Source organism: Streptomyces sp. NPDC006385 (assembly GCF_040612485.1).
In the GTDB taxonomy this organism is placed as follows: Bacteria; Actinomycetota; Actinomycetes; order Streptomycetales; family Streptomycetaceae; genus Streptomyces.
In genome coordinates this window covers 43,297-69,387 of the sequence record NZ_JBEXQG010000040.1, presented here as the reverse complement: position 1 = coordinate 69,387, position 26,091 = coordinate 43,297, and the positions used below count along the sequence as shown (strand labels likewise).

Genomic DNA, 26,091 nt, shown 5'->3' with positions numbered 1-26,091 from the left:
GAAGGGCCGTCGACTTGGGCCGCCGGCCCGGATCGGTACGACGTCGGCTGGTAATCGGCACATCGCTCTCGCCATGCTCGCTCACTCGCCCTGACCTGACCCCGTCACCGCCACTACTGGATGCCATCGCGGCAGTGGAGGGCGACCCGCCCCCCCCCGACACCCGCGCGCGTCCCGGGTTCCATGCCGTGCCTCCCGTCTCACGGTCCTGCGTACGCTCGGCAGTGCCAGTGACGGGTGGTTGTTACAGCACCGAGTAACCGTTGACGCATCCGATTCCTACGTTTCTCGCGCCGGCTCCGCACAGCCGGTTCTCTGCAGCGGAAACACGGAAGGAATGCTCATGACCACGCGATCGCTCCGTCGCCTGCGCATGCCGGTGCTGACCTCGGCGGTTCTCGCCGGCGCCATCCTCGTCTCAGGCGTGTCGGCGGAAACAGCCACCACCGCGGGCCACCGCGCCGGCCAAACGGCGACGGTGCAGCTGGACCAGGGGAAGGCGCAGCTCGCGGCCAACAACGTCCCGACCCTGATGTTCACGGACCACAGGGACGACCTGAGGTGGCACTACTGGGGCTTCATCAACCAGATCCGCCGTCTCACCAACACCTACAACAACCACGTGCCGGGATCCAGCAACACGGTGGACCACACCGACTCCGACGATCACCGTTTCTTCTTCGTCCACCTCGGTGCGAACGGCCACACCGTGACGCTGCAGCTGCGGCGCGACAACCTGTACCTCGTCGGTTGGTTCACCGGCCACGATGTCTACAACTACATCGGGGATTCCAACCATGCCGGAATCCCCGCGAGCCACGCCGGACGCTCACAGAACTGGCAGGCCGTCAGAGGCGCGGACTACCGATCCCTCGAGCATGCGGCTGGCACGAATCGCTACCAGCTGCGGTACAGCCCGGAAGCCTTCCGAAGCGCTGTGATGGCTCTCTGGCGGGCCGACCGCCGGGACACCCAGGCAGCGGCCGCCCTGTGGATGACCCAGTTCATCTCCGAAGCGGTACGGGCGCGCGGCATCTCCGACCAGATCGGCTGGGACGCCCTCAACCCCGAGAACCACGACGGAATCCACCTCGACCATCGTCTCATCGACCAGCAGACCAACTGGGGCCAGGAGAGCCAGCGCTTCAACAATGTCCTGGCGGGCAACGGGCGCGACAACAATCCCATGACCGGCTACTACCGACTCGCCTCGGGCGTCATAGCCGGAATTCTCATGATCCACCCGGCGGACTTCGCGCGCGTGTGGAACATGGTCCTCGGCCATCCCAAGAGGCACTGACGCAGGCCGGACCAAGGCGGTCGCCCCCGGCGTGACAAAGGGCGGTGCCCACCGTCCGCTCAGGGCGTGCCCACCGTCTGCGGCTGCCAGGACTGCTGGAACGCGAACCGCGCCGCCTCCACCTCGTGGCGCTGGTCGGCGTGCAGCACGCCGAGGGCGTACGCCGTCGCCGGGGCGATCCGCGGGGTGCGGGCCGCCTGGGCCGCGGCGGCCGCCGCCTCGGAGGCGTCGCGGTGCCGGTCGAGGGCCTGGCCGGTCGCCAGCAGACGTACGTCCACCTGGGTGTCGTCGCCGTGGAGGACCTCGCGGGCGTAGCGGTGCAGCCGCAGCAGCAGGCGGACCTGGTGCCAGGGGGCGTCCTGCGGATGCGGGGCCGGGTCCGGGGACAGGCCGTGGATCAGGGCCGCCGCGTTGTAGGGGTGGCCGGCGGTCACCAGGGGGAGCGCGGCGACGGCGTCGGTGAGGCGCTCCTCGGCGGCGGCGGCGAGGGGGCGCAGGTCGGCGGTGGCCGCGGCGGGGGTCAGGGGGACCTCGCTGGCCAGTAAGGCGATGGTGTCGGCGACCGCATGGAAGCGGCTGCTTCCGAGGGCCTGGAGGGCGGTGCTGTGGGCGCGGGTCCGGGCGAGGGTGAGCTGGCGTTCGAGCAGGGCGCCCGCTTTGGCCGCGCCGACGGTGAGGTTGCCGCGCTCGGCGGTGGGCGCGGGGCGGCTCGCGGGGCCGGTGCCGCCGGGTGCCGCCCCGGTGGCACGACCGCCCGCGGCCGCGTCGGACGTGTCGGACGCGGTGCCGGACGGACTGTCCGTGTGTGCCGCGCTCTGCGTGCCGGCACCCCCTGCCGGAGTGGCCGCGCACGCCGTGCTCGCCGAGTCGCCGTCCGCTGCCGCGTCGGCCGTGGACGCGCCCGTCGTGAGGGCGATGCCCGCCTGCGCCGGAAACACCGGTGCCCCGGACAGGCGGTGCAGCGCCAGCAGCAGGCGCTCCAGGCGGGCCGCGTACGCGTGTTCCATGGCGAGGGTTCCCGAGAGCCAGGCCAGTTCCGGGCGGATGGTCTCCGACCAGTCGGGGTCCAGCAAGGGACGGAACGTGTGCAGGCTGGCGCTGATGCGGCGGGCCGAGCGGCGCAGGGCCCGGGCGGCGTCGACGGACTCCCCCGAGCCGTTGCCCGCCGCCCTCGACTTCGACCGGGCGGGAGCGCCCCCGTCGCCGCCGGTCTCCCGGTGCAGGCGCAGGGCTCGGAGGAACTCCGTGGCCTGGGCGCGCAGGTAGCCCGCGAGGGCGTCCCCCGTCATGGCCCCGGCCATCGGGTCCGTCGGGTCAAGGTGTTGCTGTGCCACGCCGGCGCCTCCGGGCGTCTATGAGCATCTCCTGGACGTTGCGCAGGGGCTGGCCTTCCGCGTCCGTCGCGTGCCGGGTCCACTCGCCCTCCGGGCCCAGGTGCCAGGACGCGGTGGTGTCGGACATACCGGTCTCCAGGAGCCGGTTGAGCGCGGCGCGGTGGGCCGGGTCGGTGACCCTGACCAGGGCCTCGATACGGCGGTCGAGGTTGCGGTGCATCATGTCGGCGCTGCCGAACCACACCTCGGGCTCGCCGCCGTTGCCGAAGGCGAAGATCCGGGAGTGTTCGAGGAAGCGGCCGAGGACCGAGCGGACGCGGATGTTCTCGGACAGTCCCGTCACGCCCGGGCGTATCGCACAGATGCCGCGGACCCAGATGTCGACCGGCACGCCCGCCTGGGACGCGCCGTAGCAGGCGTCGATGAGCGCCTCGTCGACCATCGAGTTGACCTTGATGCGGACATAGGCCGGACGCCCGGCACGGTGGTGCTGGACCTCCTTGTTGATCCGCGAGATCAGGCCGTCGCGCAGGGACTTGGGGGCCACCAGAAGGCGCCTGTACGTCTCTCGGCGCGAGTAGCCCGACAGCCGGTTGAACAGGTCGGACAGGTCCGCGCCGACCTGCGGGTCGGCCGTCAGCAGGCCCAGGTCCTCGTACAGCCGTGCCGTCTTCGGGTGGTAGTTGCCGGTGCCGACGTGGCTGTAGCGCCGTAGCGTCTCGCCCTCCTGGCGGACCACCAGCGAGAGCTTGCAGTGGGTCTTCAGACCGACGAGTCCGTAGACGACATGGCAGCCGGCCTCCTCCAGCTTGCGCGCCCACTTGATGTTGGCGTGCTCGTCGAAGCGGGCCTTGATCTCGACCAGGACCAGCACCTGCTTGCCGGCCTCGGCGGCGTCGATGAGCGCGTTGACTATGGGGGAGTCGCCGGACGTCCGGTACAGGGTCTGCTTGATCGCCAGGACGTCCGGGTCGTCGGCCGCCTGCTCCAGGAACGCCTGCACGGAGGTGGAGAAGGAGTCGTACGGGTGGTGCAGCAGCACGTCCCGCTTGCGCAGCGCGGCGAAGATGTCCGGCGCGGACGCCGACTCGACCTCGGCGAGATCGCGATGGGTGCCCGCGACGAACTTCGCGTACTTCAGCTCGGGCCGGTCGATGGAGGCGATGCGGAACAGGCCGGTGAGGTCCAGCGGGCCGGTCAGCGGGTAGACCTCGGCCTCGGTGATCTTCAGCTCGCGCACCAGCAGGTCCAGGACCTCCTGGTTGATGTTCTCCTCGACCTCCAGGCGCACCGGCGGGCCGAAGCGGCGCCGCATGAGCTCCTTCTCCAGGGCCTGGAGCAGGTTCTCGGCGTCGTCCTCCTCGACCTCCAGGTCCTCGTTGCGGGTGACCCGGAAGGCGTGGTGCTCCAGGACCTCCATGCCCGGGAACAGCTCCTCCAGGTGCGCGGCGATGACGTCCTCCAGCGGGACGTACCGGCCGGGGGAGGCCTCCAGGAAGCGGGAGAGCAGCGGCGGGACCTTGACGCGGGCGAAGTGCGGGGTGCCGGTGACGGGGTTGCGGACGCGCACGGCCAGGTTCAGCGACAGCCCGGAGATGTACGGGAAGGGGTGCGCCGGGTCGACCGCCAGCGGGGTCAGGACCGGGAAGATCTGGTGCCGGAAGAGGGTGAAGAGGCGGGCCTGCTCCTTCTCCGTGAGCTCGTTCCAGCGGACCAGGTGGATGCCCTCCTCCGCGAGGGCGGGAGCCACGTCCTCGTGGTAGCAGGCGGCGTGCCGGGCCATCAGCTCGCGGGAGCGGGCCCAGATCATCTCCAGGACCTCGCGGGGCTGCAGGCCGGAGGCGGACCGGGTGGCGACGCCGGTGGCGATACGGCGCTTCAGTCCGGCCACGCGGACCATGAAGAACTCGTCCAGGTTGCTGGCGAAGATCGCCAGGAAGTTCGCCCGTTCGAGGAGGGGGGTGTCCGGGTCCTCGGCGAGTTCGAGGACGCGCTCGTTGAACGCGAGCCAGCTGCGTTCCCGGTCCAGGAAGCGGCCCTGGGGGAACTGGACGCCCTCGACCTCGGTGACCTCGTACGCGTCGAGGTCGGCGTCGATGTCGGGTTCCAGTTCGGAGACGACCGCCGAGTTGACCGTGTGCGGGCGGTGTGCGGCGATGGAGCCGACCGACGGCTGCGCGTGCTGCACCTGCGTGACGTGTGCCTGGGCGTTTGTGGACTGGCTCATATGCCCATTGTTCCGCGCGTCGAGGCGTACGGGCGCGTCGGAACGGGCGGGTGGGAGCGCAGTGGCGAGGCGTCGGGCGTCCCCGTTCCGCGCGCCCCCCTCCGGAGGCGGCGAAGGCTCTGGCACGGCGGGTGTCATTGGCCGAGCGTCGCAAGTCCGTCTGAACCGTTGGTTACGGAGACATGGCGTACGGGATAGCGGGGGGCGGCTCGCGGGCGTCCCGGGGCCGGCCGGCCGTCGGCGCCGCACGTCCCTCCCCCCGTGGAGGGACGTGCGGCGGGTCTCAGGGGGTGCGGCGGCGCAGGATCTGGAAGGCGGCGAGGGTCGCGGCGGCGGCCACGGCGAGGAGGATGCCGGTCTCGACGTACTGGAGGGGCCAGAAGTGGGACTCGGGGTGGAACGTCGCCCGGGTCTCGCCGTCCCAGTGCATCTGCCAGGCGGAGCGCGGCAGTTCCAGGCCGCCCTCGTCGACGCGGGTGACCGTCGGCCAGAGGTCGTCGCGGCTGCGCTCCAGCACGTTGTAGAGGACGAGCGCGGCCGCGAAGCCCAGCCCGGCGGCGGGCAGGGCCCGGTGGAGCAGGAGCCCGGCGAGCGCGCCGAGGGCGAGGCCCGCCAACGGGTACGCGACGACCGTCGGGCCGGTCACGATGAAGGCGTCCGGGTAGTACCAGTCCCCGACCAGGCTCGGGTCGTCCTGCCGCGTCCAGAGGTTCAGCAGCGCGATCGTGCCGGCGCCGGCGGTGAGCAGGGCGGCCGGGACGGCGAGCTTGGCGGCCAGCCAGCGGGTGGGGGAGACGGACTGGGTCCAGGCGAGCCGGGCGGTGCCGCTCTCCAGCTCGCGCCCGATGAGCGCGCCACCCGCCCAGGCGGCCACGGGGAAGCTCGCGTACGACAGTGCCGCGGCGATCAGCGCGATGTAGGTCCGGTACGTGTCGACGGCGGTGATCGCCTCGACCGACGCGCAGGAGGGCAGGCCGTCCACGGCCACCGGTTCGGCGCACGCGCTCATGCCCCTGCGCGCCTCGTCGCCGATGGCGTACATCCAGATCAGTACGGCCGTCGCGGTGATCAGGGCCAGCGCCCAGAAGACCAGCGCCGTGCGGTGCACCCGCAGGACGGTCCAGAGCAGTCCGCGCGGGCCGCGGGCGGCCGGGGCCGCCGTGGCGGTGAGGGCGGTGGTCATACGGCGGCTCCGGTGAGGCGCTTCAGCAGCCGGAAGGCGATGAGGACCACCAGGGCCGTGACGGCGAGGACGACGCCGGTCTCCACGAGCTGGAGGGGCCAGAAGTGGGAGGACGGGTGGTGGTCGGAGTAGTAGCCGGTGAGATCGTGGGCGGCGAGGCAGCCGGGCTCGCCGGCGCAGTCGGGCATCGGGGCACGGGCGCCGGTGGAGGTGAGGGCGCCCTGGTCGACGACCATGCCGACGCCCTCGGGGAAGTCGCCCTTGGTGGTCACGGTCTCGGCCGGCCACAGGTTCGGGCGCAGTGACTTGAGGGAGGACATGAGGATGGCCAGCCCCAGCACCGCCGTGCCGAGGGCGGGCAGGGCGCGGCGTACGAGCAGACCCGCGAGGGCGCCGACCGCGAGGCCGAGGAGGGGGTAGGCGGTGGCGATGGTGCCGTTGAGGGGGAACACGGAGTCGATGTGCCACTCGTACCAGGGGTACGTGTGGAGTAGCTCATCGTCCGACGACGACATCAGGCGGTGCGCCAGGGTGACGGCCAGGGTGCCCGGCACGAGCAGGGCGGCGGGCACGGCGAGCTTGGCGGCCAGCCAGCGGGCCGGGGAGACGGACTGGGTCCAGGCGAGCCGGGCGGTGCCGCTCTCCAGCTCGCGCCCGATGAGCGCGGCGCCGGCCCAGGCGGCGGTGAGGAGCGGTACGAGGTTCAGCAGGTCGGCGCCGACGGAGATGACGGTGCTGTACCGGCTGTAGGCGGGGCTGCTGTAGTCGCAGGCCCAGCCGGGGCTCGGTTCGGCGCAGCCCTCCGCCCGGAACTCGGCCCAGGCGCTGTCGCCGCCAGGACCGTACGCCCACAGCAGGGCCCCGGCGCTCACGGCCACCAGCATCAGCCAGAACCACAGCGCCGAGCGGTGCAGCCGCAGCATCGCCCAGAGCAGGCCACGCGGCCCGCGGGAGCGCGCCGCGGTGACGGGCGCCTCGACGGTCAAGGCGGTGGTCATACGGTGGCCTCCCGCACGGAGTCGAGCCGCAGTGCCGGCGCCTGGGGAGCCCGCAGGTGGGCCAGCACCAGCTCCTCCAGGGTCGGGGCGGTGGTCTGCCAGTCGTCGCCGAGGGGGCCCTCGGGCCGTACGAGCGCGGTGAGCTGGCGTCCCGTGGTGCGGGACTCGATCACGGTGTGCGGGGCCAGGGAGGCGTCGGCCCGGCCCTTGACGAGCCGGTGGGCCGCGAGCACCTCGTCCAGGGGGCCCGCGAGGCGCACGCGGCCGGCGCCGAGCAGCAGGAGGTGGTCGCAGGCGCCTTCGAGCTCGGCGACGACGTGCGAGGACATGACAACTGTGGTGCCGCGCTCGGCCGCGTCGGCCATGAGCGTGGCCATCAACTGGTGCCGCGCGAGGGGGTCCAGGTCGGCCATCGGCTCGTCCAGGAGCAGCACTTCGGGGCGCTTGCCGAGGGCGAGGGCGAGGGCGACGCGGGTGCGCTGGCCGCCGGAGAGCGCGCGGATCTTCGCGTCCGGGTCGAGCTCGCCCTCGGCGACGATCCGCTCGGCGGTCCGGGTGTCCCAGTGGCGGGGGTTCAGCTCGCGGCCGAAGCGCAGGGTGTCGGCGACGGTGAGCTGCGGGTGCAGGGGTTTGTCCTGGGCGACGTACGCGAGGCGTTCGCGGGCGGCGGCCGGGGCCTGGCCGAGGACGGTGATCGTGCCGTCGGTGGGCCGCAGCAGTCCGGCGGCGAGGGAGAGCAGGGTCGACTTGCCCGCGCCGTTCGGTCCGACGACCGCGCAGACGCGGCCCGTCGGCAGCCGGAAGGCGCAGCCGTCCAGGGCCGGCTTGCGGCGGCGCCCGAACCTCTTGCTCAGCGCCGCCGCCTCGATGGCGGTGTCGGTCATGAGTCGTCCCCCTTGAAATGCGTGTCCAGCACGGAAGTGAAGAGAGCGTCCACGTCGTCGCGGTCCAGCCCGGCCTCGCGGGCCCGTACGGCCCAGGCGTCCAGCTCGGTGCGCAGCGGCGAGTCGGCCGGGGCGGTGCCCAGTCCACGCCGTACGAAGGTGCCGAGTCCCCGTCGTGCCTCGACCAGGCCCTCGCGTTCCAGTTCGCGGTAGGCCTTGAGGACGGTGTTGGGGTTGATGGCGGTGGCTTCGACGACCTCGCGGGCCGTGGGCAGTTTGTCGCCCGGCTCCAACAGGCCCAGACGCAGGGCCTGTTTGGTCTGCTGGACGATCTGCACGTAGGTGGCGACGCCGGAGCGCCGGTCGATGCGGTAGTCGACCACCCGTTCCACCACCCTTTCACTAATTGAGTAGTGAAAGGGTGGTGGAAAGAAGGGGCGGCGTCAAGGCGGCCGCCCCTTAAGGGAGTTATGTGTGGGCTTGGCAGTCCGTTGCGACCTGGTATGCCGGGCCGGTATGTCAGGCCGGTGTGTCAGGTCTCCGTGCGGTACATGAGGTCCGTCTCGTACGTGGTGAACCCCAGCCGCTCGTACACCGACACCGCCGCCTTGTTGTCGGCGTCGACGTAGAGCATCGCCGTGGGCAGCCCCTGTGCGGCCAGATGCCGCAGCCCGATCGTCGTCAGGGCCTTGCCCAGGCCGCCGCCCTGTGCGCCCGGCCGCACGCCGAGGACGTACACCTCGCCGAGCCCTTCGGCGGCGTGGACCTTCGTCCAGTGGAAGCCGACGAGTTCGCCCGCGCGCTCCGCCAGGAAGAACCCCGCCGGGTCGAACCACGGCTCGGCCTTGCGGTCGTCGAGGTCGCGCTGGGCGAGGGAACCCTGCTCGGGGTGGTGCGCGAAGGACTCGGCGTTCACGGCGAGCCAGGCCGCGTCGTCCTGGCCGGGCACGAAGGTGCGGACCGTCACGCCCTCGGGGAGCACCGGGTCGGGCAGGTCCAGGTCCGCCAGCGGGCGGCGCATCTGGCGCAGTTCGCGGAAGAGGGTGAGGCCGAGCACCTGGGAGAGGTGGCGGGCGGCGGCGTGGCCGCCGTGGGCCCACACGCGCAGCCGCTTGCCGGAGGCGGCGAGCAGGGCCGAGCCCAGGGCGCGGCCGTGGCCGTGGCCGCGGTGCGAGGGGTGGACGACCAGTTCGGCGGCCGGTGCCTCGACCGGGTCGGTGTCCTCCAGCTGGGCGTAGCCGACGAGTTCGCCGGCGACCGTCAGCAGCAGATGCGAGACGCCCTCGCGCTCTCCGCCACGCAACTGGAGCCGGCCCTGCTCGGACACCGCCTGCTGCCCGTCGTTCCGGGCGGCCTCCGCCAGCAGCTCCAGTACGGCCTCGGTCTGCTCCGGAGAGAGCGCGGAGTGGGTCTCGATGGAACGGGAGGAGAAGGGGTGTGCGGTGTCGTCGCTGGTCATGCGTACGAGGGTAAGGGGCGGCCCCGGCAAAGTCCCGGTACAGAAGCAACCAAGGTGTGACCTGAATCCCCTGTCGCGCTACGCGCGTTGACTCTAGGCTGCGGCCCGACGGGGCCATGTCACTCACGACTCACAGGGGGGCGTATGCCAGCCACATCCCACCAGGACCACCGCAGACGCCGTACGTACGCGCTGATAGCGGCCGCGGCGTCGCTCGCCACCGCGGGCGCGCTGGCCGCGGCGCTCCCCACGACGGCGACGGCGGAGGAGAACTCCGGCAGGCACGGCGGCGGTCACCACTTCAGCCGCTACCAGGACGTGCAGCTGCTGTCCTTCAACGACCTGCACGGCAACCTGGAGCCGCCGGCCGGTTCCTCCGGCCGGGTCACCGAGCACCAGCACGACGGCACCACGAAGACCATCGACGCGGGCGGCGTGGAGTACCTCGCCACGCACCTGCGCCAGGCCCGCGAGGGCAACAGGTACTCCATCACCGCGGCCGGCGGCGACATGGTCGGCGCCTCCCCGCTGATCTCGGGCCTCTTCCACGACGAGCCCACCATCGAGGCGCTGAACAAGCTCGACCTGGACGTCACCTCCGTCGGCAACCACGAGTTCGACGAGGGCGCCAAGGAACTGGCCCGCCTGCAGAAGGGCGGCTGCCACCCGACCGCCGGCTGTTACGTGAAGGGCGAGGAGTTCGAGGGCGCCGACTTCCCCTACCTCGCCGCGAACGTCCTGGACGAGAAGACCGGCAAACCGATCCTCAAGCCCTACTGGGTGTGGAAGAAGCGGGACGTCAAGGTCGGCTTCATCGGCGTGACCCTGGAGGACACGCCGGGCGTCGTCTCCGCGGAGGGCGTCAAGGGCCTGAAGTTCAAGGACGAGGTCGAGACGATCAACAAGTACGCCAAGGTGCTCCAGCGCCAGGGCGTGAAGTCGATCGTCGCCCTCATCCACGAGGGCGGGGCGCCGGCCTCGACGGCGTACAACTACGACTGCGACGCGCCGGGCGCGGGCGACGGCATCTCCGGCCCGATCGTCGACATCGCCAAGAACATCACGCCGCAGGTCGACGCGCTGGTCACCGGCCACACGCACGCCGCGTACGTGTGCACCATCGACGACCCGGCGGGCAAGCCGCGCATGGTGACGTCGGCCGCGTCCTTCGGCCGCCTCTACACCGACACCACGCTGACGTACGACCGCTTCACCGGCGACATCGCCCGTACGGCCGTGAAGTCGGCGAACCACGTGGTCACCCGGGACGTCCCCAAGGCGCCCGACATGACCGAGCTGATCAGCAAGTGGAACACCCTCGCGGCGCCCATCGGCAACCGCGCGATCGGCTACATCTCCGCCGACGTCCCGAGCGCCGGCACCGAGTCCCCGATGGGCGACCTGATCGCGGACGCGCAGCTCGCGCACGGCAAGGAGCTGGACCCCGAGACCGACCTGGCGCTGATGAACCCCGGCGGGATCCGGGCACCGCTGACCTACGCGGCCAAGGGCGGCGAGGGCGACGGTGTGGTGACCTACGCCGAGGGCTTCACCGTCCAGCCGTTCTCCAACACGGTGAACCTCCAGGACTTCACCGGAGCGCAGCTGATCCAGGTGCTCAAGGAGCAGGTGAGCGGCACGAACGCGGCCTCGCCGAAGGTCCTCCAGGTCTCGTCCGGCCTGACCTACACCCTGGACCTGACGAAGTCGGGCGCCGACCGGGTGGTGACGGACTCGATCAAGCTGAACGGTGCGGCGATCAACCCGACGGCCACCTACCGCGTCGCCACGAACAGCTTCCTCGCGGGCGGCGGCGACGGTTTCCCGACGCTGGGTCAGGGCACCAACGACCTGGTCGGCTCGGACGACCTGACGGCGCTGGAGAAGTACCTGACGGCCAACTCCTCGGCCGCGAACCCGATCGCGCCGCCGGCGGCGAACCGGATCACCGTCGTGCAGTAGGACGTGAACCGGCGTGAACTAGATCGCAAACCTCCGGTAGAGGTTGCGGGTGGGGGGTGTGCGCATGGTCGGATGGGCCGATGCGTTCCCCCCACCACATAGCGACGCATCCTTATACAAACCCATACGAGGAGCTCGCCGCACTGGACGACGGCCCGCTGGACGAGTTCCTCCACGAGGACGTGCCGGGACAGCGGGACGTGCCGGCAGAGCGGGACGAGGCGGCGGCCCAGGACGATCCCTGGGTCCCGCCCAACCACCGCAGAGGCGGTCGCCGTCGTCGGCGCGGTCGCTTCGCGGGGCTTCCCCTCGCGCTGAAGGCGGTGGTCGGCCTGGTCGTCCTCGCCGCCTTCCTCGCCCTCGGCGACCGCTGGGCCCTGCTGTACGCCGAACGCAGAGCCGCCGACATCCTCAAGGACCGCCTGCACCTGACCGCGGCCCCCGAAGTCGAGATCGGCGGCTTCCCCTTCCTGACCCAACTCGCCGACGAGCGGCTGGACTCGGTGAAGGTGACCGTCCCCGACGTGGCCGCCGACCGGGTCTCGCTCGCGCAGGTGACGGCGACGGCGTCGGACGTACGGCTGGACACCGACGGCCCGACGGCGGTGCGCGGCGCCGACGTCCCCCATCTGGAGGGCGACGTCCTGCTCTCCTTCGCCGACCTGAACCGTGAACTGGGCGCCTCGCAGGTGACGTTCACCGGAGAGGGCCGTGACCGCGTCCGGGCGCGCGGCACCCTGCCGGTCGCCGGGCACGACCTCAGGCTGCGCGCCGAGGCCCGCATCGTGCGCGAGGGCGACCGCGGCATCGCGACGCACATCGCCGGCATGCGCCTGGACATCGGGGACCTGGCCACGTACCGCCCCGGCGCCGACGCCTCGCAGGGCCTGCACCTGAGCCCGCGGTCGGTGGAGCGCCTCGCCCACGAGACCCGCAAGGCGAAGGCCCTGCTGTCGATCCCGTCCGTCGTACGGCGCCTGGGAGTGCCCGACTCCCTCGTCCGCGAGGCGCTGCGCAGCGAGGCCAGGCTCACCGAGCTGACCGGCACCCCGCGCTTCGCCCAGCGCGCGATGAAGCTCAACCTCATCGACCTGGCCCTCGACCACCCCGAACTCCTCAAGCGCCTCGGCTTCGACCCCGCCCTCCTCGACGCCCTGCCCCGCCTCACCCGCCCGGTCCTCGCCGACCAGCTGTCCCTCGGCTTCCGCCTGCCCGAACCGCCGAGCGGTGAGCTGCGGTTGCGGGACGTGCGGGTGGAGGAGGACGGGATCAGGGTGCGGTTGGAGGGGGCCGGGCTGGCGGTCGGCGGCAGGTGACCGCCACGTCGGTGTCGAGGGGGTGAGGGCGAGTGGGTACGGGAACCCGTTACGGGAACCCGTACCCACTCGCCCTCGGGCGTCAGCAGACGCGGTGGACGCGCTGGGTCGTCAGTTCGTAGCGGGCACCGACGACGGCGAGTTCGCCTGCGGCCACCTTCGCGGCGAGGTCCGGTTCCGCGGCGAGGCGGGCGCGGACGGCTCGTACGTTGGCGTCGATGGTCGAGTCGACGCGGGCGTCACCCTCCTTCGTGTGGTCGATGTTGGGGGCTATCCGGTCGGCCAGGTACTGGAGAGAGGCAGGCAGCCGCTCACCCGACGCGTCCGCCTTGACGGCAGCCGTCACGGCACCGCACGACTGGTGGCCCAGCACCACGATCAGCGGCGTCCCCAGTTCGAGCGGCCCGTAGGCGACGCTGCCGAGCACCGCCTCGTCCAGCACCTCACCGGCGGAACGCACGGTGAACAGGTCGCCGAGGCCCTGGTCGAAGACCAGCTCCGGAGGGACGCGGGAGTCGATGCAGCCGAGGACGACGGCGAAGGGGTGCTGACCGGACGTCAGGCTCTGGCGTACGGCGGGCGACTCGTCGGGGTGCCGCTCACGGTAGGTGCGCCAGCGCTGGTTTCCCGCCGCGAGCTCTCGCAGCGCCTCCTCGGGAGTGCTGGGGCGGCGGCCCGAGGCCCTGGTGGTGGCGGGGGCGGCGGAGGCGGAGTCCGTGCCGAGGGCGGCGGTGGTGCCCAGCGCCGCGGCCCCGGTCAGCCCGGCCCGCAGGAGTGCGCGGCGGGCGAGCGAGGGAAGGGCGAACCGCTGGTGAGCGGTGGTGGCCGGCGTGGAGCCGGCGGATCTGTCAGAGTTCACGGAGTGGAACGTACGCTCGACATCCCGGACGGACGTTCCCCTTGCCGATTCATGGCCGGGCGCGGAGAACTCATGAACGGGCGTTGGCCCGCTCTTGGTGTTTCCCCGCACCCGCCTTGACTTTCCCCGCCGCGGCGGGACTTCAGGACGCCGTCGGCCGCCAGTCCCCGAGCCAGTCCGCGACCTCCTGCCCGGCGGCCTGGGCGTCGGTCAGATGCGGGCGGTCGCCGCTCGCGGAACCGGCGCCCGGACCCGTGTTCTTGTACTCGGCGAAGCGGTCGTCCTTCCAGGAGAAGCCGCTCATGTCGGTCCAGGGCGTGGACTTGACCGCCGCGCTGAGGGTCGTGTTGCGCACCGTGGTCTGGGGGTCCAGGGAGGCGTCGCCGCCGGCGTGCCAGGGGCGGCCCAGGAAGAAGCTGGACGCGGAGACTTCGCCGCCGACGGCCGAGTTGGCGATCAGGATGCCCTTGCGGTTGGCGGCGGTGCTGGGGGCGGTGACATAGCCGAGCGAGCGGCCGTCCCAGCGCTTCTTCAGGGTGATGACCGAGCGGTCGATCACCGCGGTCGCCCGGCCGAAGATGAAGTCGACGTTGCCGGTGACGTAGGAGTTCGCGACGTAGACCCGCCCGAGCCTGTCCTTCGCGGCCGTGTCCAGCAGCAGGGTGTCCTGGTCGCCGTCGACGATGATCCCGTCGAGGAACACCTTGTCGGCGGCGGTGCGCAGGGCGACGGCCTGATGGCCGTTCAGGCTCTGGTTCGCCTTCTCGTCGAAGTCGTTGGTGATCGTCAGGTTGCGGGCCTGGAAGTCGTCGGCCTCGACGGCGACGGTGGCGCTGCCGGACGTGCCGTAGGTGCCGCCGCCCGGCTTCGGCGTGCCGGCCGCGTTGTTGTAGACGATCACCGTGTCCTTGCGGCTGCCGCCGGTTCCCTGGAGGGTGACGTGCGGCTTGTCGGCGGGGACCTTCACCGTCTCCCGGTACGTGCCCGGCTTCACGGCGATCACGACCCGCGAGGGGTTGTTCGCCGGTACGGCGTTCACGGCCGCCTGCACGGTCGTGTACTGCCCGCTGCCGTCCTTGGCGACGGTGAGGGTCGTCGCCGCCTTGGTGCCGGCGGCCGTGGTGCCGGCCGTGGTCGCGGTGGTGCCGATCGATCCCCTCGGACCCGTCCCCGACCTGAGCAGCGACGGCACGTCCGACGCCTTGTCCAGGGTGTAGTCGTAGTAGCGCTTCGGGTCGAAGACCGTGCCGCCGCTCTCGTTGCGGCCGCTGGTGCCCGCGAAGACGTTGCCGCGCTGGACGAGCGTCGCCGTGCCGTCCTTGATGACGGGGTTGTTCAGGCCCTGGAAGTAGGAGTTCTCCAGGACCATGGCCGTCCTGCCCCGCGAGTAGTTGCCGTAGGACGACTTGATCTCCGTCCCGGCCGCGTCCTCCAGGAAGTTGTTGTAGAGGTGCGCGTGGGCGGCGTTGTCGGTGGACGGGTTGCGCTGCTCGGTCTCGCGCAGCCAGTTGTGGTGGATCGTGATGTCCGTCTTGACGTTCTCGGTCCAGCCGATGCCGAAGGTCTTGTTGTTCTGGCTCAGCTTGTTCCAGGAGACCGTGACGTTCGTGCTGTCCTTGCGGACGTCGATGAGCCCGTCGGCCATGTGCCGCAGGTCGTTGTGGTCGATCCAGACGTGATGGGCCCCGTCCATCTGGATCGCGTCGAAGTCGTGCTCCTTGTCGTTCCAGATGCCCTGGTACGAGTCCCGGATGGTCAGGTTCCGGATGATCACGTTGTGCACGCCGGGGCCGAGGAAGAAGCCACCGCCGACGATGTGCCCGGACGTTCCGGCCCCGACGATGGTCTTGTCCGACTTGACCTTGATCTCTTTCCCGACCGGGTTCATGGTGATGGTCCCGGCGACGACGATCACGTACGGCTCGGCGGCGGTCGCGTACTTCTCCAGCTCGGCCTGCGTCCTGACGGTGACGATCTGCCCGTCCCGTCCGCCATAAGTGCCGTTCTGCCCAAGGGAGTTGACGGAGGCGAACCCGTCCGCGGTGGCCGTGGCCCAGCCGGGGGCGGCGGCGGTCGCGGCGGACGCCTGCTGCTGGGCACCGGAGCCGAGGAAGCCGAGGTCCGTGCCGTAGGCGAGGACACCGGAGGCGGTCAGGGCCAGCGGCACGCCGGCCGCCAGGGCCGTCCTGCTCCTGCGATGACGGGCCTTGCTGTGCTGCTCACTCATGCGGCGATCCGTTCCGTGCGGGGGATGGTCCGACAAAGGGTCGCCGCCCCCTACGAAAAGGTTGCCGACGCGGATGACCCACGGCAGCCGTGACGCCTCGGAGTGAGCACAGGGCGACCAGGGCCGATGACGTTGATCACGACGTGCGGTCGGACACGATGCAGGTGATGAAGCCGCCTGTGAAGGCGGCCGGCCGAAGGCAGGCGGTACGCCTGGGGGCGGCGCTCGCTAAGGTCGTACACAAGACCGCACCGAGGAGCTGGACCTCATGAGCGAGCAGCGCGTCGCCCGCGACCTCCCCCACCTCATCGACCTCGCCCGTAGGGTCGACGAGCAGTTCGAAGGCGTGGACGTCAGCGTTGTCGACGGCGTCGTCATGATGTCTCCGGTGGCGCCCGCCTACTACCGCACCCAGCATGAGATCACCTGGCAGCTCGGCGACCAGGTCGGCGACATGGTCCTCGGTGAGATCGAGTTCACCCATCCGGCCTGGTCTCGGAAATGCTCCCCCGACGTGGTCGTCTGGCACGGCGATGACCAGGACGAAGCCCCGTACGATGCCGAGGAGATCGACTTGGCGGTCGAGATCGTCTCCCCCTCGTCAGTGGAGAACGACTACGTCATCAAACCCAGGGCGTACGGGCTCGCCGGCATTCCCGCCGCGCTGGTGCTCGATCCGTACACCCGAGCCTGGACGATCATGACCGGCCCTTCCCCTCACGGATACGCGGAACGCCGCACCGGTCCGTACGGCAAGCTTCTGGACATCGATTGCGGCCGGCTCACCGTGCAGGTGAACACCGAAGGACTGCCGGTGGCCAAGCAGTGGCAGCTCCGCGAGGCATGGCCCGCTCATCGTCTCGATCCCACCACCGTCGAGTAGAGGCGCTGTGAGAAGGCGTGTCCGGTCGGGCCGGGAGCGTCGGAGGAGGACACCGATCACGGTGAGCCGGGCGGCGGCGTGTCAGCACCCGGCAGCCGTACGGTCGCCACCGCGCCGCCGCCCTCGGCGGGGGCCAGCGTGACCTGGCCGCCCGCCTGCTCGACCGTGCGGGCCACGATCGACAGGCCGAGGCCCGAGCCGGGCAGGGCGCGGGCGCTGGGGGAGCGCCAGAAGCGGTCGAAGACGTGCGGGAGTTCGTCGGCGGGGATGCCGGGGCCGTGGTCGCGGACGGTCAGGACGCCGTCGACGAGCCGCACCTCGATCGTGCCGCCCTCGGGGCTGAACTTCACCGCGTTGTCGAGGATGTTGACCACGGCGCGTTCGAGGGCGGCCGGTTCTCCCCGTACGAACCAGGGCTTCAGGTCGGCCGTGATCGTCAGCTCCGGTCCGCGCAGCCGTGCCCGGCGCAGGGCCGACTCGACGGTGTCCTCCAGCGAGATCACCTGGACGCGTTCGCCCCGCTGGCTCGCCGAGCGGGACAGCTCCTGCAAGTCGCCGATCAGGGAGGCCAGTTCGGTCATCTGCGCCTTCACCGAGGCGAGCAGTGCCTTGCGGTCGGCCTCGGGGATGGGGCGGCCGGTCTCCTCGCTGCGGGTGAGGAGCTCGATGTTGGTCCTCAAGGACGTCAGAGGCGTACGCAGCTCGTGGCCCGCGTCCGCGATGAGCTGCTGCTGGAGCTCGTGGGAGCTGGCCAGGGCGGAGGTCATGGAGTTGAAGGAGCGGGAGAGGCGGGCGACCTCGTCCTCGGCGTCGTCCTCGACCGGGATGCGGATGTTCAGGTCCTCGGTCCGGGCCACGTGCTCGACGGCTTCGGTGAGCTTGTCGACGGGGCGCAGTCCGGCCCGGGCGACCGCGAGACCGGCGGCTCCGGCGCCGACCACTCCTAGGCCGGAGACGAGGAGGAGGATCAGGGCGAGTTCGTTGAGGGTGGCATGGGTGCCCTTGAGCGGGGTCGCGAGTTGCAGGGCGACCCCTTGTGCATCGGATTGGTCGACGCCCAGGTACACGGTCAGCACGCGTACGGCGTCGCCGTGCTCGGTGGTGCCGTCGCGGAAGACGCCCTCGCTGCTCTTGGCGTTCTTGATCACGGTCTTGTCGGAGTCGGTGACCTTGACCGTGCCCGGGGAGTTCGGGTCGACGCAGGGGGCGCCCTCCTCCTTGATCGCCTGGACGTAGTCGTTCCGGCCCGGGAACAGCTGGGTGTTCTCCTGCGGGGTCTGCGTGCACCTCTGCAGGAGCTGTGTGACCGTGCCGGGCCTGCGCGCCATGTCCTTCAGGTCGGAGTCGACCTGCTCGTACAGCTTCCCCTGCACGATGAACCAACACGTCACCGAAACCGCAGCCACCGCGAACGCCACCGCCGCCGCCACCAGCAGCGCCAGCCGCGAGCGGATCGGCAGCGACCGGTACCGGCGCACTACACGCCTCACTCCGCCCCGCCCTGCCGCAGCACATACCCCACGCCCCGGACCGTGTGCACGAGCCGCGGCTCGCCGCCCGCCTCGGTCTTGCGGCGCAGGTACATGACGTACACATCAAGGGAGTTGGAGCTCGGCTCGAAGTCGAAGCCCCACACCGCCTTCAGGATCTGCTCCCGCGTGAGCACCTGCCGCGGATGCGCCATGAACATCTCCAGCAGCGTGAACTCGGTGCGGGTCAGCTCCACCGGGCGCCCACCCCGCGTGACCTCCCGCGTCGCGAGGTTCATGCGCAGGTCCGCGAAGGTCAGCGCCTCGTCGTCGTCCGCCGGGCCCGCGCCGGCCGCCGCCGCGTACGAGCTGCGCCGCAGCAGCGCGCGGACCCGGGCGAACAGCTCGTCCAGTTCGAAGGGCTTCACGAGGTAGTCGTCGGCGCCCGCGTCCAGCCCCGTCACCCGGTCGCCGACCGTGTCGCGGGCCGTCAGCATCAGGATCGGCGTCGTGTCACCGGCGGCGCGGATGCGGCGGGCCGCGGTCAGCCCGTCCATGCGGGGCATCTGGATGTCCAGGACCACCAGGTCGGGCCGGTAGGCCGTCGCCTTCTCCAGGGCGTCGGCGCCGTCGACCGCGACCTCGGTGCCGTACCCCTCGAAGGCGAGGCTGCGCTGGAGTGCTTCACGCACCGCCGGCTCGTCGTCGACGATCAGGATGCGCTGGGGGTCACGGTCGCCATCGGCGGGGCTCATGGGCTCGGGATCCTCGGGTGCGGTGGGGGACGGGGGCTGAGCGGCTGGACGCCTGAACGCCTTCAGCGTCGCATGTTTCGCGGCCTTCTCAGCCTCGTACGGTACGGCGGCGGCCGCGGGCCGCACCGGTCCGGCGACCGGTCCCGCGGCGGGCGGTCACCACCTCCGGCGCACGGGACGCGGCCGTAGGCGCGTGCAGGGCGCCGGCGATCTCCAGGGCCAGGGCGACGTCGGACGCGCCGGCGCCGCCGGCGGTGTGCTCGACCTGCTGGATCATGACGTACTCCTTCGGTTCGGGGCGCTGTGCGCTCAGGTCTGCGATCCCGACCGCAGCTTCGCCAGGTCGGCCTTGACGGTGTTGATCGGGATGGCGAAGCCGAGGCCGACGCTGCCCGCGTCGGCGGAGCTCGCGCCCGCCGCCGAGTACATGGCGGAGTTGATGCCGATGATGGTGCCGTTCATGTCGATCAGCGCGCCGCCGGAGTTGCCGGGGTTCAGGGAGGCGTCGGTCTGGAGGGCCTTGTACGTCGTCGTGTCCGAGCCGGTGTCGCCGTTGAACTGCCGGCCGCCGAACTCGAACGGCCAGCCGCCGTCCGGCTGCTGCTGACCCTCGTCCGTCGAGACGGTCACGTCGCGGTCGAGGGCCGAGACGATGCCGCTGGTGACGGTGCCGGTCAGGCCCTCGGGGGAGCCGATCGCCACGACCTGGTCGCCGACCTGCACACCGCTGGAGTCGCCGAGGGCCGCCGCCTTGAGGCCGGAGGCGTTCTCCAGCTTGATCAGCGCGAGGTCCTTCTTGCTGTCGGTGCCGACGACCTCGGCGGTGTACGACTTTCCGTCGCTGGTCGTCACCTTGATCTGCGAGGCGCCGGAGACGACGTGGTTGTTGGTGACGATCTCGCCGTCACTGGTGATGATCACGCCCGAGCCGGTGGAGGACCCGGCGTTCGAGGCCGCGTTGATCTCGACGATGCTCGGGCTGACCGCCTTCGCGACCCCCGCGACGGTGCCCTTCTGGCTGGCGGGGACGACGTTGGCGTGGGCGGAGCCGACGGCGGCGACGGTGTCGTTGCCGGTCAGCTCCTGGATGCCGTACGCCGTGCCGCCGCCGATCGCCGCGGCGACGATCGCCACGGCGGCGATGAGGGCGACGGGGCCGCGGTTACGGTGCCGTGCCTTCGGCCGGTACGCCGGCGGGGGCGGCCACTCCGGGTTCACGGGAGAAGAGGCGTGCTGCTGGGCGCCCTGATACGGGTTGTCGTAGTCGCCGCTGCGGCGGAAGCTCTCGTTCATGGGAATGAGCTTGTCGCCCGACCATGAGAGCTTCCTGAGTGCTGACTGAGAAGCCCGGCAGAAGGCCGTAGGCCCGTTGTAAACACGGTCCTCGCAGCGAGCCGGTCGCTCTCAGAGAACGCTCACAGAAGCCGCCCTCGTCTCTCAGCCGCACCCACACGACCGTCGCACGACAAGCCGCGACGGAAACACCTTCAACCGCTCCCGCCGCGATCCCGCGACCCGCAGCCCGTCGTCGAGGACCAGATCGACAGCGGCCCGAGCCATCGCCGACCGGTCCGACGCGATCGTCGTCAGCGGCGGATCCGCCAGCGCCGCCTCCTTGATGTCGTCGAACCCGGCGACGGCCAACTGCCCCGGCACATCGATCCGCAGCTCGCGCGCCGCGCGCAGCACGCCGATGGCCTGGTCGTCGGTGGAGCAGAAGATCGCGGGCGGCCGGTTCGGCCCGGAGAAGATGTCCAGCGCTATGCGATACGCGTCGTAGCGGTTGTACGGCGCCTCGAACAGCCGCCCCTCGGTGGAGATCCCGGCCTCCGCCATCGCGCGCCGCCAGCCCTCGACGTGGTCGGAGACCGGGTCGCCGACCGCCGGGGTCTCCGCGGTGCCGCCCATACAGGCGACGTACTCGTAGCCGTGCTCCAGCAGGTGGCGTACGGCGAGCTGGGCGCCGCCCAGGTCGTCGGTGACGACGGCGACGTCGTCGATGGCCTCCGGCCGCTCGTGCAGCAGGACGACCCGGGCGTCCCAGGCCTCGATCTCGGCGGCGGCCAGGTCGTTCAGGGCGTGCGAGACGAGGATCAGCCCCGAGACGCGCATGCCGAGGAACGCCCGCAGATAGTGGACCTCGCGCTCGCCCACGTAGTCGGAGTTGCCGACGAGGACCATCTTGCCGCGCTCGGCCGCGGCCCATTCGACCGCGTGGGCCATCTCCCCGAAGAAGGGCTGGCGCGCGTCCGGGACGATCAGGCCTATGAGATCCGTGCGCCGCGAGGCCATCGCCTGGGCCACCCGGTCGGGACGGTAGCCCAGCTCCTTGATCGCGGCGAGAACACGCTCGCGCGTTGCCGGGGCAACCGGCCTGGGTCCGTTGTTGATGACATAGCTGACGACGGCAGTGGAAGTCCCTGCCAGTCGCGCGACGTCATCGCGAGTCACCTTGGCCACGCGCGGAGTCTACGCGGATGGACCCGCTCTGGGCAGGGCGTGAAGGAGCTTCCCTCGCGCCCGGCTGCCGCACCGCTGTGCGAAGGCAACGCCGACGACGCCCTGCCGGAGCGTTCGCTACGCGTCGGCGCGGACCTCGGTGGCGTCAAGGGCGGCCGTCTCGTCCGCATCGTCCGACTTTGAACGGCCTGACTTGGCCTTGGCCTCCTCGGCGGCGCGATCGACCTTCTCGGGCGTAACGAATCGATAACCGACGTTCCGGACGGTCCCGATGAGCGACTCGTGCTCGGGGCCGAGCTTGGCGCGCAGCCGCCGTACGTGCACGTCGACGGTCCGGGTGCCACCGAAGTAGTCGTAGCCCCAGACCTCCTGGAGGAGCTGCGCGCGCGTGAAGACGCGGCCCGGGTGCTGGGCGAGGTACTTCAGGAGCTCGAACTCCTTGAAGGTGAGGTCGAGGACCCGGCCCTTGAGCTTCGCCGAGTAGGTCGCCTCGTCGACCGACAGGTCGCCGTTGCGGATCTCCATGGGGGAGTCGTCGTTGACGATCTGCTGCCGGCCCATGGCGAGGCGGAGGCGGGCCTCCACCTCGGCCGGGCCGGCGGTGTCGAGGAGGACGTCGTCGATGCCCCAGTCGGCGGTGACGGCGGCGAGGCCGCCCTCGGTGACGACCAGGACGAGGGGGCAGCCGGGGCCGGTGGAGCGCAGGAGCTGGCACAGGCTGCGGACCTGCGGGAGGTCACGGCGTCCGTCGATCAGGATGACGTCGGCGCCGGGGGTGTCGACGAGTGCGGGGCCTTCCGCCGGAGCCACGCGCACGTTGTGCAGCAGCAGGCCGAGAGCCGGGAGCACCTCCGTCGACGGCTGGAGGGCATTGGTCAGGAGCAGCAGAGAACTCATACGTCTGGTTCCTCCTCGGTCCCTGCGAGGACGTGTGCGGTACGGAACTGCTCTGCGATCCCGAAGGCTCCGTACACCTGCGGTTTCCCGCGTCGTATACAACGCTTCCGAAAGCACAAAAGGACCCGGGGGCTACGCTGCCCGAGTCCTCTGCCCAGCAGAATAGCCCACATGAGCAACGGTCCGGCAGGTCATGTGGCACGATCGACGGTTCGTCCGAACTCTGAGACATCCAGACGTACACCTATGCGGACGTTTCTGCACACCGACGACGGCGTGACGATCGATTCCGTATACGACCCGGGTGCGGTTGTATACGACTCCTCGCGTCCACCCGCCGATGACCTGGTGTTCGTCGTCGCGCACGGTTTCACGGGCGATGTGGACCGGCCGCACGTGCGACGGGTGGCGCGGGCCCTCACCCGGCACGGCGCCGTCGTGACCTTCTCCTTCCGGGGCCATGGGGCCTCCGGCGGGCGCTCCACCGTCGGCGACCGCGAGGTGCTGGACCTGGCGGCCGCGGTGCGCTGGGCCCGCGGACTCGGGCACGCGCGCGTGGCGACCGTCGGCTTCTCCATGGGCGGCTCGGTGGTGCTGCGGCACGCGGCGCTGTACCGGCCGGACGGATCGGGGCGCGAGGAGGGGCAAGCGGGGGCGCACACGGACGCGGTGGTGTCGGTGAGTGCGCCGGCGCGCTGGTACTACCGGGGCACGCCCTACATGCGCCGTCTGCACTGGCTGGTGACCCGGCCCGAGGGGCGCCTGGTGGGCCGCTATGGATTCCGTACCCGGATCCACCACCGTGAGTGGAACCCCGTGCCGATGTCGCCGGTCGAGGCGGTGCCGCACATCGCGCCCGCCCCGCTGCTGATCGTGCACGGCGACCGGGACGGCTACTTTCCCCTCGACCACCCCCGGATGCTGGCCGCGGCGGCCGGTGACCGGGGGGAGCTCTGGCTGGAGCCGGGCATGGGGCACGCCGAGCACGCGGCCGGCGACGAGTTGCTCGACCGGATCGGGGACTGGGCCGTCGCGCAGGGCGGCTAGCCTGACGGGGTACACCGCCGATCGATTGAGGAACCTGATGCCAAAGGTCACGGTGCGCTACTGGGCCGCCGCGAAGGCCGCGGCCGGGATCGCCGAGGAGCCGTTCGACGCGGCCACGCTCGCCGAGGCGCTCGACGCCGCCCGCGCGCGACACCCCGGGGAACTCGCGCGCGTCCTGCGGCGATGCTCGTTCCTCGTCGACGGTGACCCCGTGGGCACCCGCGCACATGAGACGGTACGGCTGGCCGACGGCGGCACGGTCGAGGTGCTCCCGCCGTTCGCAGGAGGGTGACGATGACCGACCAGCCGTATCAGGGGTACGAGGGGTACGACGGGTACAACCCGTACCAGCAGCCCGCTCAGCAGCCCGCGCCGCAGGCGTGGCCCGGGCAGCAGGCGTACGACGATCCGCAGGCCGCCCAGCAGCACACGCAGCAGTGGCAGGGGCAGACCTGGGAGACGCAGGTGCAGCCGCCGGTCACACCGGTCCCGGCGGCGGAGACGTCGTACCCGCCGCCCCAAGGGGCGGGGGCGTACGGGTACGGGGAGGCGGGACAGGGAGGTCCGGCGTCGGGGTACCAGGCGGCGGGCTGGGACAGCGCGGCACAGCCGCAGGCCCGACAGCCCCACGCCCAGCGGCCGCATGCCCAGGCACAGCCGCAGGCCCGACCGTCGCACGCTCGCTCGCATGCCCGGGACCAGGCCCGACAGCCGCACGCCCAGGCCGGGTTCCAGCCCCCCGCGCAGCCGCTGAGCCAGACGCAGCAGGCGCGGGGCCCCCGGTCCGAGCCGGAGGCGGAGCCGGGTGACGGCACCGGCTACGGGCCCGCGACCCTCGCCGGCGACGCCCGTGTCACGGACGCCCAGCGGGCCCGGCTGGAGGGCCGTTCCCCGATCATCGAGCCGGGGATGCAGCCGGCCGCGCTCACGGCGCTGCTGGGACTGCTGCTCGCGGCGACGGCGGCGCTCGGGTGGTACGCCCTTCTCCTGCCGCTCGTCGTCCTTCAGGCGGTGACGGCGGCGGGCTGGTTCCGGCTGAACGGCATGTGGCCCGCCCGGCAGGGCATCGCGCTGGCCTTCGCGGGCGCGCTGACGGCGGATGTGGCGCTGCTGGTGGCCGACGGTGCCCCGGCGGCGATCCTCGGCACGCTGGGCGTCTGGGTCCTGCTCGCCCTGGTGCTCCAGCTGCGGTCGCACGCCGACCCGGACGAGCGGATGTACGGCCTGATGGCGACGGTCGCCTCGGCGGCGCTGTCGATCGTCGCGGCCGGGTACCTCGCGGCGGAGGCGGACGCGGTCACGGTGGGCGCGTCGGCGGTCGCGGTCGCCGTCCTGGCACGTGCGCTGCCGCTGCCGACGCCGGCTTCCGTCGTGGTCGCGTTGCTCGCGGCGGCGGGGGCGGGGGTCGCCGGGGGCGCGATGACGGGCGTGGGGGCGAGCGGTGCGCTGCTCGGTGCGGGGGCCGCGGCGTGCGCCCTGATCGGGCACCGGGTGGCGAGCTACGACTACCCGTCCCGGTTCGTCCACTTCACGGCGGGCGTCGCCCTGCCGCTGGCGGCCGCGGCTCCGGCGGTGTACCTGCTGGGGCGGGCGCTGGTCTGAGGAACCCGGGCCGGCGTCGGCCGTGGTCGTCCCTGTCACAGATGATCGACAATATGCCGGTCCCCCCTTGCCCCAGGGTTACCCTCGCGCTGGACGGCCACCCGGTCGTCAGTGACCGTCGTCCTTGATGACCTCCGAGGTGGGGGGAACACCACACCATGCGCGCCCTGCGGATACTGCTGATCTTCGTCGTGATACTCGGCGGCCTCTTCGTGCTGGCCGACCGGCTCGCCGTCGGGTTCGCCGAGGACGAGGCGGCCGGCAAGCTCCAGGCCAACGAGAACCTGGCCGCCGCCCCCGACGTGTCCATCAAGGGCTTCCCCTTCCTGACCCAGGTCGCGAGCGGCACGCTGGACGACGTCGAGGTCGGCATCAAGGGCTACGAGGCCACCGCCGGCGCCGACGGCAAGACGATCCGGATCGACGACCTCACGGCGAACATGAAGGGCGTCGAGTTCTCCGGCGACTACAGCTCCGCCACCGCGGCCACCGCCACCGGCACCGCGTCCATCACCTACGCCGAGCTGCTGAGGACCGCCAAGTCCGAGCCCACCGAGGTCGCCCCCGGCGTCACCGCCCAGGTCGTCGGGCTCTCCGACGGCGGCAACGGCAAGATCAAGGTCGCCGTCGAGGCCACCGTGCTCGGCAACAAGCTGCCGAACCCGGTCCATGTCCTCAGCTCGGTCACCGCCCAGGGCGACACCGTGAAGGTGCACGCCGACACGCTGCCCAACTTCGGCGGCGCCGCCATCGCCGAGGCCCGGGTCCGCGCCATCACCGACTTCGAGCAGAAGATCGACGGCCTCCCCGGCGGCATCCGGCTCGACAAGGTCCAGGCCGCGAAGAACGGCGTCGAGATCACGGTGCAGGGTTCGAACGTCCGCCTCGCCGGGTAGTACGGGGACCGGCCGGGCCGGAAGCCGGGCGCCGGAAGCCGGGCGCCGGGCTCCGGGGTGTCCGACTGGCGAGACGATGCCGTCCGTACCGTAGATGTGACGGTCGATACATCGGCCCGGGGGTCGTGTCGCACCAGCTCGGATGCTGATCCCTTCCCACATCCCGGACGATCGCGTCTCAGTATGCGACACACCGGTGACACGCGCGCATGTCCGTCCCTACGATCGAGGCCATGAAGCGACAGGCGGATCTCACGAAGCGGCGGGCAGTGGACCTGTGCCGCGTTGCCGCCATGCTCTGTCGCACCTTCTGAGCGGACGCGTCCGGCCGAG

The 26,091-nt window shown here is 71.5% G+C and carries 24 protein-coding genes; 9 read left to right on the top strand and 15 right to left on the bottom strand.

The window, feature by feature from the left end; all coding sequences use genetic code 11:
- Nucleotides 1-343 precede the first annotated feature (343 nt).
- Complete coding sequence (locus ABZ078_RS27255) at nt 344-1,300, top strand: ribosome-inactivating family protein (protein WP_356579376.1); 957 nt, start codon at nt 344-346, stop codon at nt 1,298-1,300.
- A 59-nt stretch (nt 1,301-1,359) separates the two neighbouring features.
- Here ABZ078_RS27255 and ABZ078_RS27250 read toward each other — a convergent pair whose 3' ends face one another.
- From ABZ078_RS27250 to mshD, 7 genes are all read right to left on the bottom strand, one after another.
- Nucleotides 1,360-2,634: a CHAD domain-containing protein gene (locus ABZ078_RS27250; RefSeq protein ID WP_356579375.1), complete on the bottom strand. Its 1,275-nt coding sequence runs from the start codon at nt 2,632-2,634 to the stop codon at nt 1,360-1,362.
- A complete protein-coding gene (locus ABZ078_RS27245) occupies nt 2,615-4,861 on the bottom strand; it encodes an RNA degradosome polyphosphate kinase (RefSeq protein ID WP_356579373.1) in 2,247 nt (748 codons plus the stop codon). The genes ABZ078_RS27250 and ABZ078_RS27245 overlap by 20 nt, the downstream gene beginning before the upstream one ends.
- Before the next feature lie 283 nt (nt 4,862-5,144).
- Complete coding sequence (locus ABZ078_RS27240; RefSeq protein WP_356579371.1) at nt 5,145-6,044, bottom strand: hypothetical protein; 900 nt, start codon at nt 6,042-6,044, stop codon at nt 5,145-5,147.
- On the bottom strand, nt 6,041-7,042 hold the full coding sequence (locus tag ABZ078_RS27235) for an ABC transporter permease (RefSeq protein WP_356579369.1): 1,002 nt from the start codon (nt 7,040-7,042) through the stop codon (nt 6,041-6,043). Before ABZ078_RS27235 ends, ABZ078_RS27240 begins: the two co-directional genes overlap by 4 nt.
- On the bottom strand, nt 7,039-7,926 hold the full coding sequence (locus tag ABZ078_RS27230) for an ABC transporter ATP-binding protein (RefSeq protein ID WP_356579367.1): 888 nt from the start codon (nt 7,924-7,926) through the stop codon (nt 7,039-7,041). Before ABZ078_RS27230 ends, ABZ078_RS27235 begins: the two co-directional genes overlap by 4 nt.
- Nucleotides 7,923-8,309: a GntR family transcriptional regulator gene (locus tag ABZ078_RS27225; RefSeq protein WP_356579405.1), complete on the bottom strand. Its 387-nt coding sequence runs from the start codon at nt 8,307-8,309 to the stop codon at nt 7,923-7,925. Before ABZ078_RS27225 ends, ABZ078_RS27230 begins: the two co-directional genes overlap by 4 nt.
- Nucleotides 8,310-8,458: 149 nt before the next feature.
- Nucleotides 8,459-9,385, bottom strand: a complete 927-nt coding sequence (gene mshD / locus ABZ078_RS27220; RefSeq protein ID WP_356579365.1) for a mycothiol synthase — start codon at nt 9,383-9,385, stop codon at nt 8,459-8,461.
- Nucleotides 9,386-9,529: 144 nt separating this feature from the next.
- On the opposite strand from mshD, the gene ABZ078_RS27215 reads away from it, so the two are divergent.
- Together ABZ078_RS27215 and ABZ078_RS27210 are read left to right on the top strand one after the other, a co-directional pair.
- On the top strand, nt 9,530-11,347 hold the full coding sequence (locus ABZ078_RS27215; RefSeq protein ID WP_356579363.1) for a bifunctional metallophosphatase/5'-nucleotidase: 1,818 nt from the start codon (nt 9,530-9,532) through the stop codon (nt 11,345-11,347).
- Between the two features lie 80 nt (nt 11,348-11,427).
- Nucleotides 11,428-12,663, top strand: coding sequence for a DUF2993 domain-containing protein (locus tag ABZ078_RS27210; protein WP_356579361.1), 1,236 nt, complete (start codon nt 11,428-11,430; stop codon nt 12,661-12,663).
- An 82-nt stretch (nt 12,664-12,745) separates the two neighbouring features.
- Here the strand turns inward: ABZ078_RS27210 and ABZ078_RS27205 are convergent, their stop codons facing one another.
- A complete protein-coding gene (locus ABZ078_RS27205) occupies nt 12,746-13,435 on the bottom strand; it encodes a carbonic anhydrase (protein WP_356579403.1) in 690 nt (229 codons plus the stop codon).
- 229 nt (nt 13,436-13,664) lie between these two features.
- Nucleotides 13,665-15,749: a pectinesterase family protein gene (locus tag ABZ078_RS27200; protein ID WP_356579359.1), complete on the bottom strand. Its 2,085-nt coding sequence runs from the start codon at nt 15,747-15,749 to the stop codon at nt 13,665-13,667.
- 268 nt (nt 15,750-16,017) lie between these two features.
- Between ABZ078_RS27200 and ABZ078_RS27195 the strand changes: the two genes are divergently transcribed.
- Nucleotides 16,018-16,632: a Uma2 family endonuclease gene (locus tag ABZ078_RS27195; RefSeq protein WP_356579357.1), complete on the top strand. Its 615-nt coding sequence runs from the start codon at nt 16,018-16,020 to the stop codon at nt 16,630-16,632.
- Nucleotides 16,633-16,688: 56 nt separating this feature from the next.
- On the opposite strand, the gene ABZ078_RS27190 is transcribed toward ABZ078_RS27195, so the two are convergent.
- From ABZ078_RS27190 to ABZ078_RS27165, 6 genes are all read right to left on the bottom strand, one after another.
- A complete protein-coding gene (locus ABZ078_RS27190) occupies nt 16,689-18,122 on the bottom strand; it encodes a HAMP domain-containing sensor histidine kinase (protein WP_356579355.1) in 1,434 nt (477 codons plus the stop codon).
- The gene (locus ABZ078_RS27185; protein WP_356579353.1) at nt 18,119-18,856 is read right to left on the bottom strand and encodes a response regulator transcription factor; all 738 of its coding nucleotides are present in this window, start codon (nt 18,854-18,856) and stop codon (nt 18,119-18,121) included. The genes ABZ078_RS27190 and ABZ078_RS27185 overlap by 4 nt, the downstream gene beginning before the upstream one ends.
- Nucleotides 18,857-18,944: 88 nt before the next feature.
- Nucleotides 18,945-19,133: a hypothetical protein gene (locus tag ABZ078_RS27180; RefSeq protein WP_356579351.1), complete on the bottom strand. Its 189-nt coding sequence runs from the start codon at nt 19,131-19,133 to the stop codon at nt 18,945-18,947.
- Between the two features lie 32 nt (nt 19,134-19,165).
- On the bottom strand, nt 19,166-20,149 hold the full coding sequence (locus ABZ078_RS27175) for a trypsin-like peptidase domain-containing protein (RefSeq protein ID WP_356579349.1): 984 nt from the start codon (nt 20,147-20,149) through the stop codon (nt 19,166-19,168).
- A gap of 144 nt (nt 20,150-20,293) precedes the next feature.
- Nucleotides 20,294-21,316, bottom strand: coding sequence for a LacI family DNA-binding transcriptional regulator (locus ABZ078_RS27170; RefSeq protein ID WP_356579347.1), 1,023 nt, complete (start codon nt 21,314-21,316; stop codon nt 20,294-20,296).
- A 117-nt stretch (nt 21,317-21,433) separates the two neighbouring features.
- Nucleotides 21,434-22,213 carry a response regulator transcription factor gene (locus ABZ078_RS27165; RefSeq protein ID WP_356579345.1) on the bottom strand — a complete coding sequence of 260 codons (780 nt, stop codon included), beginning with the start codon at nt 22,211-22,213 and terminating at the stop codon, nt 21,434-21,436.
- Between the two features lie 171 nt (nt 22,214-22,384).
- Here ABZ078_RS27165 and ABZ078_RS27160 point away from each other — a divergent pair, with 171 nt between their 5' ends.
- From ABZ078_RS27160 to ABZ078_RS27140, 5 genes are all read left to right on the top strand, one after another.
- Nucleotides 22,385-23,260 (top strand): alpha/beta fold hydrolase, encoded by an 876-nt coding sequence (locus ABZ078_RS27160; protein WP_356579343.1) that lies wholly within the window; start codon nt 22,385-22,387, stop codon nt 23,258-23,260.
- A 37-nt stretch (nt 23,261-23,297) separates the two neighbouring features.
- On the top strand, nt 23,298-23,552 hold the full coding sequence (locus ABZ078_RS27155) for a MoaD/ThiS family protein (protein WP_356579341.1): 255 nt from the start codon (nt 23,298-23,300) through the stop codon (nt 23,550-23,552).
- Between the two features lie 2 nt (nt 23,553-23,554).
- Nucleotides 23,555-24,862 carry a hypothetical protein gene (locus ABZ078_RS27150; RefSeq protein ID WP_356579339.1) on the top strand — a complete coding sequence of 436 codons (1,308 nt, stop codon included), beginning with the start codon at nt 23,555-23,557 and terminating at the stop codon, nt 24,860-24,862.
- Between the two features lie 158 nt (nt 24,863-25,020).
- A complete protein-coding gene (locus ABZ078_RS27145; protein ID WP_356579337.1) occupies nt 25,021-25,758 on the top strand; it encodes a DUF2993 domain-containing protein in 738 nt (245 codons plus the stop codon).
- A 209-nt stretch (nt 25,759-25,967) separates the two neighbouring features.
- Nucleotides 25,968-26,072, top strand: a complete 105-nt coding sequence (locus ABZ078_RS27140) for a putative leader peptide (protein WP_356579335.1) — start codon at nt 25,968-25,970, stop codon at nt 26,070-26,072.
- Nucleotides 26,073-26,091 lie beyond the last annotated feature (19 nt).

Bases quoted from the DNA above. Each gene is read 5' to 3' on its own strand.
- ABZ078_RS27235 (WP_356579369.1), bottom strand. From the start codon at position 7,042: ATGACCACCGCCTTGACCGTCGAGGCGCCCGTCACCGCGGCGCGCTCC.
- ABZ078_RS27140 (WP_356579335.1), top strand. From the start codon at position 25,968: ATGTCCGTCCCTACGATCGAGGCCATGAAGCGACAGGCGGATCTCACG.
- mshD (WP_356579365.1), bottom strand. From the start codon at position 9,385: ATGACCAGCGACGACACCGCACACCCCTTCTCCTCCCGTTCCATCGAG.
- ABZ078_RS27165 (WP_356579345.1), bottom strand. From the start codon at position 22,213: ATGAGTTCTCTGCTGCTCCTGACCAATGCCCTCCAGCCGTCGACGGAG.
- ABZ078_RS27195 (WP_356579357.1), top strand. From the start codon at position 16,018: ATGAGCGAGCAGCGCGTCGCCCGCGACCTCCCCCACCTCATCGACCTC.
- ABZ078_RS27240 (WP_356579371.1), bottom strand. From the start codon at position 6,044: ATGACCACCGCCCTCACCGCCACGGCGGCCCCGGCCGCCCGCGGCCCG.
- ABZ078_RS27245 (WP_356579373.1), bottom strand. From the start codon at position 4,861: ATGAGCCAGTCCACAAACGCCCAGGCACACGTCACGCAGGTGCAGCAC.
- ABZ078_RS27230 (WP_356579367.1), bottom strand. From the start codon at position 7,926: ATGACCGACACCGCCATCGAGGCGGCGGCGCTGAGCAAGAGGTTCGGG.
- ABZ078_RS27160 (WP_356579343.1), top strand. From the start codon at position 22,385: ATGAGCAACGGTCCGGCAGGTCATGTGGCACGATCGACGGTTCGTCCG.
- ABZ078_RS27185 (WP_356579353.1), bottom strand. From the start codon at position 18,856: ATGAGCCCCGCCGATGGCGACCGTGACCCCCAGCGCATCCTGATCGTC.
- ABZ078_RS27145 (WP_356579337.1), top strand. From the start codon at position 25,021: ATGCGCGCCCTGCGGATACTGCTGATCTTCGTCGTGATACTCGGCGGC.
- ABZ078_RS27180 (WP_356579351.1), bottom strand. From the start codon at position 19,133: ATGATCCAGCAGGTCGAGCACACCGCCGGCGGCGCCGGCGCGTCCGAC.
- ABZ078_RS27200 (WP_356579359.1), bottom strand. From the start codon at position 15,749: ATGAGTGAGCAGCACAGCAAGGCCCGTCATCGCAGGAGCAGGACGGCC.
- ABZ078_RS27155 (WP_356579341.1), top strand. From the start codon at position 23,298: ATGCCAAAGGTCACGGTGCGCTACTGGGCCGCCGCGAAGGCCGCGGCC.
- ABZ078_RS27210 (WP_356579361.1), top strand. From the start codon at position 11,428: ATGCGTTCCCCCCACCACATAGCGACGCATCCTTATACAAACCCATAC.
- ABZ078_RS27215 (WP_356579363.1), top strand. From the start codon at position 9,530: ATGCCAGCCACATCCCACCAGGACCACCGCAGACGCCGTACGTACGCG.
- ABZ078_RS27150 (WP_356579339.1), top strand. From the start codon at position 23,555: ATGACCGACCAGCCGTATCAGGGGTACGAGGGGTACGACGGGTACAAC.
- ABZ078_RS27175 (WP_356579349.1), bottom strand. From the start codon at position 20,149: ATGAACGAGAGCTTCCGCCGCAGCGGCGACTACGACAACCCGTATCAG.
- ABZ078_RS27255 (WP_356579376.1), top strand. From the start codon at position 344: ATGACCACGCGATCGCTCCGTCGCCTGCGCATGCCGGTGCTGACCTCG.